Source organism: Streptomyces sp. NPDC040432 (genome assembly GCF_055595445.1).
In genome coordinates, this window is sequence record NZ_JBVIVP010000048.1 from 1 (window position 1) to 13,601 (window position 13,601).

Sequence of the window (13,601 nt, forward strand, 5' to 3'; positions counted from 1 at the left end):
CATCCCGCAGCCGCGCCGCATCGAGGACGCCGACGTCGCCGAACTGTCCCTGGAAATCACCGAACACCTGCGTGGGGAGATCCGCCGCCATGGCCGGCACTGACCTCAGGCCCCGGACCGGGGCGAACGAACTGGCCGGGCTGGACGCCCTCGACACCCACCGGGCCGTCCGCGTCCCGCTGCGCCGGGTCCTGCTCGGCAAGGCCCTGCCTCCCCTCGTCGCCGTCCTGCTGGTCCTGGCGGTGTGGCAGGCGCTCACCCTGGCCCGGGTCACCGACGACCACATGCTGCCGCCGCCCGGTGCCGTGTGGGACAGCCTGGCCGACCTGTGGTTGCGCGGCACCCTCCTGGACGTCGTGTGGACCAGCGTCTGGCGCGGCCTGTCCGGTTTCCTGCTGGCCCTGGCCATCGGCACGCCGCTCGGCCTGCTGGTCTCCCGGGTCCGGACCGTGCGCGCCGCGATCGGGCCCGTCCTGTCCGGCCTCCAGTCGCTGCCCTCGGTGGCCTGGGTGCCGCCGGCGGTCCTGTGGCTCGGCCTGGACAACTCGATGATGTACGCCGTCATCCTGCTCGGAGCGACCCCCTCCATCGCGAACGGTCTCGTCTCCGGCATCGACCAGGTCCCGCCGCTGTACCTGCGGGCCGGTCGTTCGCTCGGCGCCACCGGTCTGCGGGGCGCCCGGCACATCGTGATGCCCGCCGCGTTCCCCGGCTACCTGGCCGGGCTGAAACAGGGTTGGGCCTTCTCGTGGCGGTCCCTGATGGCCGCCGAGATCATCGCCAGCTCCCCCGATCTGGGCCTGGGCTTGGGCCAGTTGCTGGAGTCGGGGCGCGAGACCTCCGACATGGCGCGGATCTTCCTCGCCATCGGGCTCATCCTGCTGGTCGGCATCGCCGTCGACCTGCTGGTGTTCGGTCCGGTCGAGCGCCGCATGCTCCGCCGCCGCGGCCTGCTCCCCCCGCCGCCCACCGGTCGGGGCGGACCCCGCCGGGGCCGGCCGGTGACCGCCGGACGCCGCCGGAGCGAGCGGAAGTGACCCGTCGCCGTCGGCGCGGGAGGCGCGCTTCAGCCCGTCAGGGCCGGGGCGCGCACGGTCGCGTCGTAGCGGAGCAGGACGAGGCGGGCGAGTTCGGGAGCCGCTCCGAGGGCGGCGCCCACGAGGTCGGCGCCGCCCTCGGCGGCTCCGAGGGCGATCCGGTCCGGGAGCCGGCCCGGGGCCAGTACGTAGGGGGCGACCGCGATCCGGCGGGCGCCGGCGTCGCGCAGCGCCCGTACGGCGTCCCGCGTGCGGGGGAGGGCGCCGCCGGAGGCGAAGGCGGGGCGTACGTCGCACCAGCCGGTGCGCCGCCACCGTTCGGCGAGCGCGACGAGCGCCGCGACGGCCCGTGGGTCGGTGGTGCCCGCGCAGGCGAGGACCACGGAGGTTTCGGCGCGGTCGCCGGGCCGAAGCCCCGCCTCGGCCAGTCGGCGTTCCAGCGCGGCGATCAGCAGGGCGTGCGGCCCCAGCACCGGGGCCTGCCGTACGGAGAGGGCGGGTGGTGCCTCGCGCAGCGCCCGGGGCAGGTCGGTCCTCGCGTGGAAGGCGCGGGTCAGGAGCAGTGGCTGGGCCACCACCCGCTGTGCGCCACGGTGCGCCATCCGTGTCAACTCCGCTCCCACCGAGGGTGGTTCGAAGTCGAGGAAGGCGGTGCTCACGCGCAGTGCGGGCCGCATCGACCGGATGCGGCGGGTGAGCGCGCGTACCGTCGTCGCGTGTCGCGGGTCCCGGCTGCCGTGTGCGATCAGGAGCAGGACGCGGGAGTCGTCGTCACCGTCGTCGTCGGAGCCGCTCATGGACCGCGGTCCCTAGCTCGCGGCAAGGGCGGGAACGGGCCAATAGGGCTCGTCCTGGAGCAGCATCGGGTCGTGCGTCAGGATGGCCCGCTCGTACTGGCTCAGGACGGGCGAGGGCTCGATGCCCTGCGACTCGATCATGTTGTGTCGGCACTGCCGGTACACCGTCAGGGCGTCGAGCTGCCGGCCGGAGCGGTACAGGGCCCGCATGAGGAGCATGCAGAACTGCTCGTGGTTCGGGTTGCGCGAGTAGAGCTCGGTGAGCTCCGGGAGGATCCGTTCGTGACCACCGGTGCGCAGTTCTAGATCGTAAAGCAGGATCAGTGCCGAATTTCTCGCTTCCATATATCTGGCGGAAGCGGTCCGGCAGATGGGTCCGCCCGCGAGACCGCCGAATACGGGACCTCGCCAGCGCGACAGTCCTTCACGGAGGTCCGCTATGTTCTGGCGGTGTTCGGAAAGGCCGTCGTCTCCCGTCCGTGCGTGGATCGCGTCCACGGTGTCGAGGAATAAGTACGCGTCGAGCTCCCACCGGTCGAAGAGGAACATGTAGCCGGAGGTGCTGGTCACCACCCGGGATCCCTCGCGGTCGGGCTCGACGGCGGACAGGGTCCTGCGGACCCTGCTGACCTGGGCCTGGAGGGCGTTCTCGACCTTGGCGGGGGGAGTGGTCCCCCACAGTTCGAGGATCAGGGCGTCGACCGTGACGAGCGATCCGCCGGCGGCGAGCAGCGACGCGAGGAGCGTCTGCTGCATGGCCCCGCCGAGGCGGACCGAGCCGCGGTGCTTCATTATTTCTATGGAGCCTAGGACTGAGAACAGCAACACAAACATCTCCCCGCGAGATGGAAAGAGAACGTTGTCGTGTGCACTGGCGCCGGTCGATCGATTCACGGTCGGAATGAGACTGAATTCCTAGTGGACCGATCGGTCCCGACCGTACTTGGTCAGGTGCGAGCGTGTCAATGAAGCCCCCGGACCCGGCGCGGGGGGCGCCGGGTCCGGGGGCGGGGACGACGATGCCGTGCAACACGTCCGGCGCCGGATGCGGGGGATCCAATGGGTGCGCCCGATGTGTTGCACGGCGTTCGTGGCGGGGGCGCGACCGCGGCGGCGCCCCCGGGAGGTGCGTCAGGCGGTGGCGGACTTGCGGTGGCGGGCGGCGCCGGCCAGGGTCACGGCGGTCACCACGAGGGTGATGATCGTGACGGTCCACAGTCCGGCCCGGTAGGGGGCGATCCCGCCGGCGGAGAGGGAGAACACGGTGGCGGTGATCGCGATGACCACGCCGTTGCCGATCTGCGCGCCGGCGTTGAAGAGGCCCGAGACCAGACCCTGCTCGTCCGGGGCCGCGGTGCCGACGGCGGCGATGTTCAGCGCCGGGTAGACCGCGGCGAAGCCGAGGCCGCCGAGCAGCTGCTGGGCGAAGAGGGTGACCAGCGGGTCGACCTGACCGAGCAGCAGGACCCAGCCGAGGTAGCCGATGCTCAGCAGGACCAGGCCGCCGGTCGCGACCGGCCAGGCGCCGTACTTGGTGACCAGCGCGGCGCCGTAGCGGGCGGTTCCGGCGGTCAGGACCCCGCCGAGGAGGAAGGCGAGGCCGGCCTGCAGCGGCGACCAGCCCAGCTGCTCCTGGTAGTAGAGGGTCAGGACGAACTGGAAGGAGACGTAGGCGCCGAAGAAGAGCATGGCGACCAGCGCGCGGGTCAGCTGGCCCTTGCGGAAGACGGACAGCGGGACCAGCGGCGCCGGGTGCCGGCTTTCCACGACGGCGAACAGCGGGAAGAGGACGGCGGCGGCGATGAGCGAGCCGATCGTCTGCGCGTCGCCCCAGCCGTGGCTGGCGGCCCGGCTGAGTCCGTACACCAGGGACACCGCTCCGGCCGTCACGGTGACGGCGCCGAGGATGTCGAGGCTGCCGCGCTTGCCGGCGTCCTGCTGGGAGGGGACCACCGAGGCGGCGAGGAGGGCGACCAGGACGCCCGCGACGGCGGGCGCGAAGAGCACGAGCCGCCAGGAGACGCCCGCCATCAGGCCGCCGAGGATCAGACCGAGCGAGTAACCGGCCGAGGCGACGGCGAGGAAGGTGCCGAGGGCCTTGTTGCGTGACTGCTCGTCACGGAAGGCGTCGAGCAGGATCGCCATGGCGGCGGGTGCCGTGATGCCGGCGCTGATGCCCTTCAGCAGACGGGCCACGACCAGGACCACGCCGTCGTCGGCGATGCCGCCCAGGATGCTGGCGACCACGAAGACGACGAGCCAGCCGATCAGCAGCTTCTTGCGGTTGTAGAGGTCGGCGAGTCGACCGCCCAGCAGGAGGAAGCCGCCGAAGCCGAGCGCGTAGGCGGAGACGACCCACTGGAGCGAGGAGGTGGACATCCCCAGGTCCTCCTGGACCAGGGGGAGGGCCGGCCCCATGCTCGCGATGTCCATCGCGTCGAGGAACTGGACCGCGCACACCACCAGCAGCAGGAGCGGAAGGCTCTTGACCGCGGGGGTGGGCGGTAACGCCCGTGCGACAGGAGGTGAGGTGGGGGATGCCTCGGTCATGATCAGACTCCGATCGGAGTGTCGTCGGAAGCGATGGGCGCAACAGGAAGAATGATGGACCGATCAGTCCCGGACTGATCGGTCCATTTCTAGCGCCCCCAAACCCCTGTGTCAAACGTATGCTGGGATCCGCGGGGGAGAGGGGAAGGAGTTCAGACATGGCGCGCACACCGGCACCAGGCACGCGGCGGCGGATTCTGGAGGCCTCGGCCAAACTCTTCGGTGAACAGGGGGTCCGGGCCGTCGGCATGCAGCAGGTGATCGACGCGACCGGAGTCGGCAAGAGCCTCCTCTACCGCGAGTTCGCCAGCAAGGACGAACTCATCGCGGCCTGGCTCCGCGAGAGCGACGCCCAATGGTGGGAGCGGGCCGAGGAGGTCACCGCGCCCCACAGTGGCGATCCGGCCCGCCAGATCCTGGCCCTGATGGAGTTCTTCCACGCCAGCGTCCAGGAACCGGACTTCCACGGCTGCATCTACTACAACACCTCCAGCGAGTTCCGCGACCCGCGGCACCCGGGCCGCCAGGAGGCGAAACTCCACCTCACGGGCCTGCGCAACTGGCTCCGCGACCGAGGTGCCCAGGCCGGCGCCGACGACGCGGACGCCCTGGCCGACACGCTCATGCTCATCGTCGGCGGCCTCCTGGCCAACGGCGAGGTCCTCGGCGGCGACGGCCCGGCCCGGATGGCGGTCGCCACCACCGAGCTCGTCCTGCGCCAGTACTGCCCGGCAGCCGTGACGGCCGCCGCCCGCTGACGCACCGTCCGGCACGCGACCGGCCCCGCGGCACGGGAATGCCGCGGGGCCGGGGTGCGTGCGCGTCCGGCCCCCGTCAGGGGCCCGCGACACCGGTGCGCCGGGGCCGGGCCGCCCGTACCGCCACGCCGTGCTCCTCGTACCCGTCGTCGTAGACGAACGCCGAGGGCATGCGGTCGTGGAACTGGTAGTCGGCCTGAATTCGCCCGTCCTCCGCGAGCACCACGATGTCCTGACCGGACATCTCCATCTCGCCCGAGGACGCGGAAACCATCACCCAGTTGAAGCGGACGACGTCGTGGTGACCGGTGGCGTTGTTCGACGACCGGAACTCGTAGCCCATCGGCCCGTACACCTGGTGCGTGTACGCCAGCTGGTCGAGGATCGCCGCGTGACCGCGGATCGGATCCTTGCGGTAGAACACGTAGACGGCGTCCGGCGCGTACAGCGCCTCCACCCTCTCGCGCCGGCGCGCCGGATCGGTCTCGTTCCACAACGCGACGTACCGCGCGAGGAGTTCGTTGGGTCGGGGGAGCATGGGAAACCTCCTGGTCGCCGTGATCGCCGTGATCCGGATCTCGATGGGCCGGGCCGAACGCGTGATCGACCCGTACGCCGCCCGCTCAGTGCCCCGCGACGTACCGCGGCAACAACTGGGCCAGGTCGGCCGTGACGGCGCGGGCGTGGGCCCGCAGGTAGAAGTGGTCCCCGGGGAAGGTCCGACACCCCAGGTACTCCGGGGTCCGCCCCGCCCACGACCGCATCGCCCCGGACGCGAGGAGAGGATCCTCCCGCCCGCGGTACGCGACGACGGGACAGCCCACGGCCGCCCCGTCGTCCTGACGGTCCGCGCACACCGCGGCGTCCGCGCCCATCGCACGGACCGCCGCCGCCAACTGCTCCGGATCGCCCTCGACCGCCGCCGGCAGGCCGCCCAACAACCGCAGCGCCTCCAGCGGATCCGCCGACAGCACGGCCGGCGCCGAGAAACCGGCCGGAGCCCAGCCCGACACCGCCAGCAGCGCCGGCGGCGGCAGACCCCGCTGCTCCAGCTCCACCGTCAGCCGGTACCCCAGCAGCGCCCCCATCGAGTGGCCGAACACCGCGTACGGTCGCCCGTCCAGCTCGTCCGACACCACCCGGGCCAAGGCCTGCGCCAGCGGACCGAGCCGCGTGTACGGAGCCTCCCGGCGCCGCTCCTGCCGCCCGGGCAACTGCACCGCCTGGCAGGCCACCGACGGCAGCAGCCCCGCCCAGTCCCGGTACATCGAGGCACCGCCCCCGCTGTGGTGCAACAGGAACAGCCGCAGCTCGCAGTCCGGTTCGGCGTCCGCCGGATGCAGCCACCGGCCCGCGCCCTGTACCTCGGGCAGCGGCGCCGGCCGCGCGGACGGCCCCACGGAGATCACGTTCACGTCCGCCGCACCGCGGGCGCCGAGGCCCCGGCCGCAGGGGCGGTGAACCGCTCCCGCAGCACCCGCCGCAGCACCTTCCCCGTCGGATTGCGCGGCAACGCCGCCACCAGGTCGTACCCCGTGGGGATCTTGAACCCGGCGATCCGGCCGTTGAGGAACCGCAGGAACTCCCGCGGCGTGGCCTCGGCCCCCGGCCGCAGCACCACCGCGGCCCGCACCGCCTCGCCCCACTGCGGGTGCGGAACCCCGTACACCGAGACCTCCTCGACGGCCGGATGCTCCCGCAGCGCGATCTCCACCTCGGTCGGATAGATGTTCTGACCCGCGACGATGATCGTGTCGTTGACCCGGTCCACCAGGAACAGGTAGCCGTCGGCGTCCAGGTGCCCCATGTCGCCCATGGACAGCCACTCGCCCGACAGGGAAGCGGCCGTCACCTCCGGCAGCCGCCAGTACCCGAGGAAACGCGCCGGACTCCTGATGACGACCCGTCCGACACCGCCCGGCGGCAACTCGTTGCCGTCCTCGTCCAGGATCCGCACCTCGTTGCCCGGACACGCCCGCCCCGCCGAGGCCAGCACCCGGCTGTCCGGGGTGTGGTCCTCCGGCGCCAGACAGGTCACGAAACTGCCCGCCTCCGCCGACGAATAGCCCTGGGCCATCTCGCACCCCAGTACGTCGATGCAGGTCAGCAGGAGCTCCCGGTCGATCGGCGAACCGCTGTAGACCACCTTGCGCAGCGATCGGAACGTGTCCCGGGTCGTGCCCCGCTCGGTCAGCATCATCCGCAGCATCGCGGGCGCCGCCCACAGGGTCGTGATCCGGTGCCGTTCGATCAGCCGCGTCGCCTCGTCCGCGATGAACTGACGCATGATCACCGTGGTCGCGCCGGCGTTGAACGCGTGCATGAACCAGCCGAACCCCGAGGTGTGCAGGCCGGGGAAACAGCTCAGCCCCCGGTCCTGGGGCCGCCAGTCGATCCAGTCCACCCCCTGCGCCACGGTGTCCGCGATGAAGGTGAAGAACGTCCGCTGCGCCAGCACCACGCCCTTCGGCAGGCCCGTCGTCCCGCTCGTGTACAGCTGCGCCACCGCGTCGTCGAAACCCGCCGTGCCCGCGAGCGGAGGCTCGGTGTCCGGCAGGCCCGCCTTCCACGCCAGGAACCCGCCCGCCACGTGGTCGTCGGAGTCCATCTCGACGACCTGGCGCAGCTCCGGCAGCACCGGCCGCAGCCCGTCCACGACGGGTCGGAACTCCCGCTCCACGAAGAGCAGTCCGGCCTGCGAATCGCGCAGGACGTGCTCGACCTCGCGGGCCGTCAGCCGTGAGTTGACCGGGACCAGGACCGCCCCGCTCTTCGCGCAGCCCAGCGCCAGGTCGTAGTAGTGCTCCGACTCCCGGCCCAGATAGCCCACCCGCAGGCCCGCGGTCGGCCCCGCGGCCCGCAGCGCGTGCGCGGTCCGGTTGCTCTCCCGGTGCAGTTCGCCGTAGGTGAGCGTGCGGTCCTCGCAGACCACCGCCGGCTGATCCGGCCGGGTCCGGGCGTGCAGCGCGGCGCGCGCCGCGAGGGTCCGGTCCTCCGTACGGGTGTCGTCGTCCATGGTGTGCCCCCGTCGTGTCGTTCGTGTGGTGGGTGGGATGGATGTGTTCACGTCGTGGTCGTCGTCCGGGGACCGGGGCGGGGCTCCGGGGCGAGGACGTGCCCCAGGTGCGCGGCGAGTTCCTCCACCGACGGATGGTCGAAGACCACCGAGGACAGCAGGGGGACGCGCAGTCGCGCCTCCAACCGGCTCTTCAGCACGATCGCCGTCAGCGAGTCCACGCCGAGCTCCAGGAAGCCCGCCCCGGTGTCGACGTACTCCGCGTCCTCGATCGCGAGCAGCGCGGCCACCGTGGCCCGGACCAGCGCGACCAGCGCGCCGTGCCGCTCCCGCGGCGGGGCCGCCGCCAACGCCGCCGGGTCGAGCGGCGCCGAAGCCGCCGCGCGTTCCGCCTCCCGCTCCGCGTCCGCCGTCGGCGCCGGACGGTCCGGGAGCCGGGTGAAGCCCATCCCGGACAGCTCCATCACCGGCCGGCCGGCACCCGGCCCGGGCCCGCCGTCCAGCAGCAGCACGTCCAGCGTGAACGCCGGGTCGGCGGCGGCAGCCGCGGCGCGTTCGCCGGGAACGACCCGCGTCGCGGCGCGCTCGACCCTGGCGGCCGACCGGAGCACCTCCCCGCGCGGCTTCTTGAACGCCCGCAGCCGGGCCACGCTCGTCGCCACGTACCGGTTCCCGTCGTCGGTGAGCGCGGCCAGCGCGTGCGTCGCCCCGTCCAGCACCGGCGGCGGCAGGTGCTCCGTCCGGGAGGTGTCCGCCCCCGACAGTTCCGCCACCGCGAAGTCCGGACCGTACGCCGCCACCCGGCCGGCCCGGCAGAACTGCGGCCCGTACGCGAGGCCGGCCCGCGCGTACGCCGCCCGCACCTCGTCGCCGTCCAACACCCGCGACGGCTCCTCGCCCTCCATCGCACCGGCCAGCCCCAGCAGTTCCCGTCCCGTACCGGCGAGACCGCCGGCCGCGTCGGCGTCCGCCGCGATCCGGGCCGTCGCGTGCAGCCGCTCCACGCCCCCGGTCTCGTCGGCGGGCCGGCTCGACACCTCCACCGCCAACGTCCCGCCGGGCCCGGGCCGTACCCGGGTCAGCAGCAGCGTCGGCCCGTCGGTCAGGAACAGCGCCTCGTGGAAGCGCACGTCCTCCACGGCCCGACCGGTGTCCCCGTACACCTCGTCCTGCACCGCGAGGAGCAGCTCCAGGTACCCGGCCGCCGGCATGAACGCCCGGCCGCCGATCGTGTGGTCGGCCAACCAGGCCGGCTGCCCGGTGCTGATCCGCGCCGCGAACTCCCGCTGCGCGTCGTCCCTTCGCAGCTCACGGCCCAGCAGCGGATGCCCGTCGGTCGCCCCGCGCCCCACCGGGCGCGCCGGAAGCCGGTAGCGGCGCCGGTCGAAGGCGTACCCCGGCAGCGGGATCCGCCGACCGGGACCGCCCGCGTACACCTCCCGCCAGGCGATGTTCAGCCCCGCCGCGTACGCACCCGCCAACGCCGCGTCCAACGCGGCACCGGTGGTGTCCTTGGCCCGCAGGCAGCTCAGCCAACGGTGCTGCTCCTGCGGTACGCACTGCCGGGCCAGCGAGGTCAGCGCCGACGACGGCCCGACCTCCAGGAACACGTGCCGGCCGCGCTCGGCGACGGCACGCACCCCCGCCTCGAATTCGACCGTCTCGTTGACGTGCCGCACCCAGTACTCGGGAGAGGCCAACTCCGCCGCCGACGCGATCCGCCCCGTCAGGTTCGACACGAGGGGCAGCCGCGGCTCGTGGAAGGAGATCCGGCCCAGCACCTCGCCCAGCGGCCGGGACACCCCGGCCATCAGCGGCGAGTGGAACGCCGCCGTCACGTGCAGCGGAGTCACCGTCCACTCCCGTGCGCGCAGCGCCTCGACGGCCTCGGCCAACGACCGCCCGCCACCCGAGATCACGCACTGCCCGGGGGCGTTGACCGCCGCGACCGCCAGGTCGGGCCACACCTTCAGCAGCGGCCTCACCTCGTCCGCCGGCGCCGAGACGGCCGCCATGCCGCCCGGCGCCGCATCCGACACCGACTCGATCAGCGCGGACCGCGCCGCGAGGAAGGCGATCCCGTCGGCGAGCGTGAACACCCCGGCGACCGTCGCCGCCACGATCTCCCCGACGCTGTGCCCGATCAACACGCCGGGCCGCACACCCCACGACAGCCACAGCCGGGCCAGCGCGTACTCCAGGGTGAACAGCGCGGCGTGCGTGAAGGACGTACGGGCCAGGGTCTCCTCGGCGTCCGGCACCCCGCCGAACATGACGGCGGCCACCGAACGCCCCAGCAGCGGGGCGAACAGCGCGTCGCACTCGTCCACGTACCGGGTGAACACCGGGAAGCGCCCGTACAGGGCCCGCCCCATGCCCACGTACTGCGAACCGGAACCGGTGAACAGGAACGCCACCTTGCGGAACGCGTCGGGCTTCTCCTCCCCGCGCGGCGGCGCGCTCCACCGCTCCAGGTGCGCCCCCAGCTCACCCGCGTCCGCGACGGCCGCCGCCACCCGGTACCGGAAGTGCGAACGGGCCGTGGCCCGGGTCCGGCACAGGTCCGCCAGGTCGGTGTCCGGATGCTCGGCGAGGAAACGCGCGTACCGCTCGGCCTGCGACCGCAACGCCGGCCGGGACTTCGCCGACAGGGTGAACACCCGGCCGGGCACGGACCGCTCCGCCGCGTCGACCACCGGTTCCCGCTGCGCCGCTCCGGCGCCGGCCCGCGGGGCCTCCTCCAGGACCGCCACCGCGATGGCCCCCGCGACGCCGAAGCCGTTGACGGTGGCCCGGCGCACGGGCGCCTCCCACGGCCGCTCCTCCGTCGCCACCGTGATCGGGTACGTCTCCCAGGGGATCCGGCCGGACAGGTTCCGCCACACGTGCGGGAAGAACACCCCCGCCCGCATCTGCGTGATCACCTTGAGCACCGCGCCCAGCCCGGCAGCGGGCTCCATGTGCCCGATGTTCGCCTTCAGCGAGCCGATCGTCAGCGGGTGCTCCGCGTCGTGCGAGGCACCGAACACCCCGTTCACCGAACCGAGCTCGATCGGGTCGCCCAGCGGCGTGCCCGTCCCGTGCGCCTCCACGTACTGGATGTCGCCCGGCTCCAACCGCGCGTTGGCCAGCGCCGCCCGCATCACGGCCTCCTGCGCCGGCCCGTTGGGCGCGCTGAGCCCGGCGCTCTCCCCGTCCTGCCCGATCGCCGTGCCCCGGACCAGCGCCAGGACCGTGTCACCGTCCGCCAGCGCGTCCGACAGCCGCTTCAGCACCAGAGCCCCGCAGCCCTCGGCGCGCGCGTACCCGTCCGCGCTCTCGTCGAAGGTCTTGCAGTGGCCGTCGGGAGCCAGCATCTGCCCGTGCGAGAGGATCACGAAGGAACGCGGGTTGTGCAGGGCGTTCACCGCCGCGCACAACGCGATCCCGCACTCGCGGCGCCGCAGCCCCTCGACCGCCAGGTGCAGCGCGGTCAGTGACGCCGCGCACGCGGTGTCCGTCGTCAGGCTCGGACCGCGCCAGCCCAGGAAGTACGAGAGCCGCCCGGACATCGAATAGCCGCCGAGCCCCGTCGTCAGGCTCCCGTCGAGCTGCTCGTCGGACAGCCCCTCCAGCTCCAGCGCGAAGTCGAGCGGGGAAGCACCCACGTAGACGCCGCCGTCACCGTGCCGCAGACCGGCCGGATCGATGTTGGCGTCCTCCAGGGCCTGCCACACCGTCTCCAACAGCAGCCGCTGCTGCGGATCGATGAACGGGGCCTGCTTGGGCGGAATGTTGAAGAACTGGGCGTCGAATTCGTCGATGCGATCGAGGAAACCACCCGCGATCGCGGTGACGTCACCGTCGGCCACCTCGGGAACCCACCGGTCGCGCGGCAACGGCCCGATACCGGAACGACCGTCCCGCAGGAAGGAATCCAGTGCGGAAAGGGAATCGTTCCCGCCGGGAAAGCGCATGCCCGTTCCGACCACCGCGATCGGCTCGTACTTCTCCAGCAGGAACCGTTCGAGTTCGCCGTTCTGTCGGCGGACCGTTTCCTCCGCCGCTTCGAGCCTTTCCAGCACGTCCGGATCCGAATTTACCACCGGATTCGGCGCTCCCGGCTTTCCGGGCATGGTGGCCGCCTCTCTCTCAGTTCACGTCGAAGATGTCGGCCAGCACTTCGGAGGCCAGATAGTCCGTCAACCGCTCGACGGTCGGCTGGTTGAACAGCGCCGTACTGCTGATGCCCCGCCCGAGCTGCTCCTCCAGCCGCTGCTTTACCATCGTGAGCAGCAAGGACGTCATCCCGAGCTCGAAGAAGCCGGCCTCCACCGGCAGCTCCTCGTCGTCCGGCATGAGCAGCGCCGCCTTGAATTCCGCCACGACGATTTCTTCGAGAACCGAGCGCCGTTCCGATCCCGGCGAGGACACCAATTGTTCCGTCATACCGGCCGAGTGAAGCACAGGCAGTGTGACGACCGGCTGACGTCCTCCTGACCCGGCCGCCCTGTCAGTTCATCGTCAGCAGCGCTGTGGGAACCTCGGGAAGCAGGAGTGCGTGAGATCCGGCACGGAGGAGCCAACCATGCGGAATGCGGCACGAGAAGAACTTCGGACCAACGGATATTCCTTGATACCGGCAGACCGACTCGTCATCGATAGCGAATTACGTCAGCACGTCAAGGAATTGGCCGCCGAATGGGAGAACCTGGAGACGGACCAGTACCTGAAGGGCGGCTCCCGCTTCCGCGAACGCCGCTACGACCGGTTCTTCTTCGTTCCGCGCACCGGGGAGGTCCGGCTGCGCCCCCACCGCCCCTACTTCCAGTCGATGGGGGCCAACGACTACGCCGGCGGCATCGACCGCGACGTGGCACCCCTCAGCCGCACCACCTTGGCCAACCCGCTGCTCACCCGGCTCCTGCGGTCGGACTTCGAGACGTTCCCGGTCCCCGAGGACGCCTGGCTCGACGACCCGTGGGACGTCCAGTGCCACCAGTTCCGCATCATCAGCACCCCCGACGAGACGGGCGAGCCGACCCCCGAGGGCCCGCACCGCGACGAGGTCGACTTCGGTGTCATCCACCTGATGGGCCGCTTCAACGCACGCGGCGGGGAATCGCAGGTCTACGACCTCGACCGGCGCCTCGTCACCGAGTTCTGCCTCACCGAGCAGATGGACACCATGTACTGGGCCGACGCCCAGGTCCTCCACGCGGTGCGCCCGATCCTGCCCGTGGACCCGGCGAAGGCGGCCGTGCGCGACGTCCTGATCATGGGCTACCGGCACGCGCCGGAGCTGCCGCGCGAAGAACAGAACGGCTGACGTGCCGACCCGGTCCGAGGTCCGTCGCGTCGACCACGTCATCATCCGTTTCGCGGGTGATTCGGGTGACGGTATGCAGCTGACGGGTGACCGTTTCACTTCGGAGACGGCGTCCTTCGGTAACGACCTTTCGAC

Annotated in this window: 11 protein-coding genes and 1 pseudogene; 4 read left to right on the forward strand and 8 right to left on the reverse strand. The window is 72.1% G+C overall.

Annotated elements, in window-relative coordinates; all coding sequences use genetic code 11:
* Both ACZ58N_RS38515 and ACZ58N_RS38520 read left to right on the forward strand, forming a co-directional pair.
* Positions 1–103 (forward strand): annotated as a pseudogene (locus ACZ58N_RS38515) (ABC transporter ATP-binding protein); the annotation flags it as partial.
* Positions 90–1,037 carry an ABC transporter permease gene (locus ACZ58N_RS38520; protein WP_471170224.1) on the forward strand — a complete coding sequence of 316 codons (948 nt, stop codon included), beginning with the start codon at positions 90–92 and terminating at the stop codon, positions 1,035–1,037. The pseudogene ACZ58N_RS38515 and the gene ACZ58N_RS38520, both read left to right, overlap by 14 nt.
* A gap of 29 nt (positions 1,038–1,066) precedes the next feature.
* Here ACZ58N_RS38520 and ACZ58N_RS38525 read toward each other — a convergent pair whose 3' ends face one another.
* The 3 genes from ACZ58N_RS38525 to ACZ58N_RS38535 all read right to left on the reverse strand — a co-directional run bounded on the left by ACZ58N_RS38525 (position 1,067) and on the right by ACZ58N_RS38535 (position 4,384).
* A complete protein-coding gene (locus tag ACZ58N_RS38525; RefSeq protein ID WP_471170227.1) occupies positions 1,067–1,834 on the reverse strand; it encodes a sirohydrochlorin chelatase in 768 nt (255 codons plus the stop codon).
* 12 nt (positions 1,835–1,846) lie between these two features.
* Entirely contained in the window at positions 1,847–2,626 is a 780-nt protein-coding gene (locus ACZ58N_RS38530) for an AfsR/SARP family transcriptional regulator (RefSeq protein ID WP_471170230.1), read from the reverse strand.
* 339 nt (positions 2,627–2,965) lie between these two features.
* Positions 2,966–4,384 (reverse strand): MFS transporter, encoded by a 1,419-nt coding sequence (locus tag ACZ58N_RS38535; protein ID WP_471170233.1) that lies wholly within the window; start codon positions 4,382–4,384, stop codon positions 2,966–2,968.
* Positions 4,385–4,542: 158 nt separating this feature from the next.
* On the opposite strand from ACZ58N_RS38535, the gene ACZ58N_RS38540 reads away from it, so the two are divergent.
* Complete coding sequence (locus ACZ58N_RS38540) at positions 4,543–5,142, forward strand: TetR/AcrR family transcriptional regulator (protein WP_471170236.1); 600 nt, start codon at positions 4,543–4,545, stop codon at positions 5,140–5,142.
* Positions 5,143–5,218: 76 nt separating this feature from the next.
* On the opposite strand, the gene ACZ58N_RS38545 is transcribed toward ACZ58N_RS38540, so the two are convergent.
* The 5 genes from ACZ58N_RS38545 to ACZ58N_RS38565 all read right to left on the reverse strand — a co-directional run bounded on the left by ACZ58N_RS38545 (position 5,219) and on the right by ACZ58N_RS38565 (position 12,586).
* Complete coding sequence (locus ACZ58N_RS38545; protein WP_389711770.1) at positions 5,219–5,680, reverse strand: nuclear transport factor 2 family protein; 462 nt, start codon at positions 5,678–5,680, stop codon at positions 5,219–5,221.
* A gap of 85 nt (positions 5,681–5,765) precedes the next feature.
* Positions 5,766–6,557, reverse strand: coding sequence for a thioesterase II family protein (locus tag ACZ58N_RS38550; RefSeq protein ID WP_471170240.1), 792 nt, complete (start codon positions 6,555–6,557; stop codon positions 5,766–5,768).
* Positions 6,554–8,158: a long-chain-fatty-acid--CoA ligase gene (locus tag ACZ58N_RS38555; protein WP_471170243.1), complete on the reverse strand. Its 1,605-nt coding sequence runs from the start codon at positions 8,156–8,158 to the stop codon at positions 6,554–6,556. Before ACZ58N_RS38555 ends, ACZ58N_RS38550 begins: the two co-directional genes overlap by 4 nt.
* A gap of 47 nt (positions 8,159–8,205) precedes the next feature.
* The gene (locus ACZ58N_RS38560) at positions 8,206–12,222 is read right to left on the reverse strand and encodes a type I polyketide synthase (RefSeq protein WP_471170246.1); all 4,017 of its coding nucleotides are present in this window, start codon (positions 12,220–12,222) and stop codon (positions 8,206–8,208) included.
* A 67-nt stretch (positions 12,223–12,289) separates the two neighbouring features.
* Positions 12,290–12,586, reverse strand: a complete 297-nt coding sequence (locus ACZ58N_RS38565; RefSeq protein ID WP_281209052.1) for an acyl carrier protein — start codon at positions 12,584–12,586, stop codon at positions 12,290–12,292.
* Between the two features lie 184 nt (positions 12,587–12,770).
* On the opposite strand from ACZ58N_RS38565, the gene ACZ58N_RS38570 reads away from it, so the two are divergent.
* Positions 12,771–13,466, forward strand: coding sequence for a 2OG-Fe dioxygenase family protein (locus ACZ58N_RS38570; RefSeq protein WP_471170250.1), 696 nt, complete (start codon positions 12,771–12,773; stop codon positions 13,464–13,466).
* The last annotated feature ends 135 nt before the right edge of the window (positions 13,467–13,601 follow it).

Excerpts from the sequence above, each read along its gene's own strand:
- ACZ58N_RS38525 (WP_471170227.1), bottom strand. The coding sequence starts at position 1,834 with ATGAGCGGCTCCGACGACGACGGTGACGACGACTCCCGCGTCCTGCTC.
- ACZ58N_RS38535 (WP_471170233.1), bottom strand. The coding sequence starts at position 4,384 with ATGACCGAGGCATCCCCCACCTCACCTCCTGTCGCACGGGCGTTACCG.
- ACZ58N_RS38520 (WP_471170224.1), top strand. The coding sequence starts at position 90 with ATGGCCGGCACTGACCTCAGGCCCCGGACCGGGGCGAACGAACTGGCC.
- ACZ58N_RS38555 (WP_471170243.1), bottom strand. The coding sequence starts at position 8,158 with ATGGACGACGACACCCGTACGGAGGACCGGACCCTCGCGGCGCGCGCC.
- ACZ58N_RS38545 (WP_389711770.1), bottom strand. The coding sequence starts at position 5,680 with ATGCTCCCCCGACCCAACGAACTCCTCGCGCGGTACGTCGCGTTGTGG.
- ACZ58N_RS38530 (WP_471170230.1), bottom strand. The coding sequence starts at position 2,626 with ATGAAGCACCGCGGCTCGGTCCGCCTCGGCGGGGCCATGCAGCAGACG.
- ACZ58N_RS38565 (WP_281209052.1), bottom strand. The coding sequence starts at position 12,586 with ATGACGGAACAATTGGTGTCCTCGCCGGGATCGGAACGGCGCTCGGTT.
- ACZ58N_RS38540 (WP_471170236.1), top strand. The coding sequence starts at position 4,543 with ATGGCGCGCACACCGGCACCAGGCACGCGGCGGCGGATTCTGGAGGCC.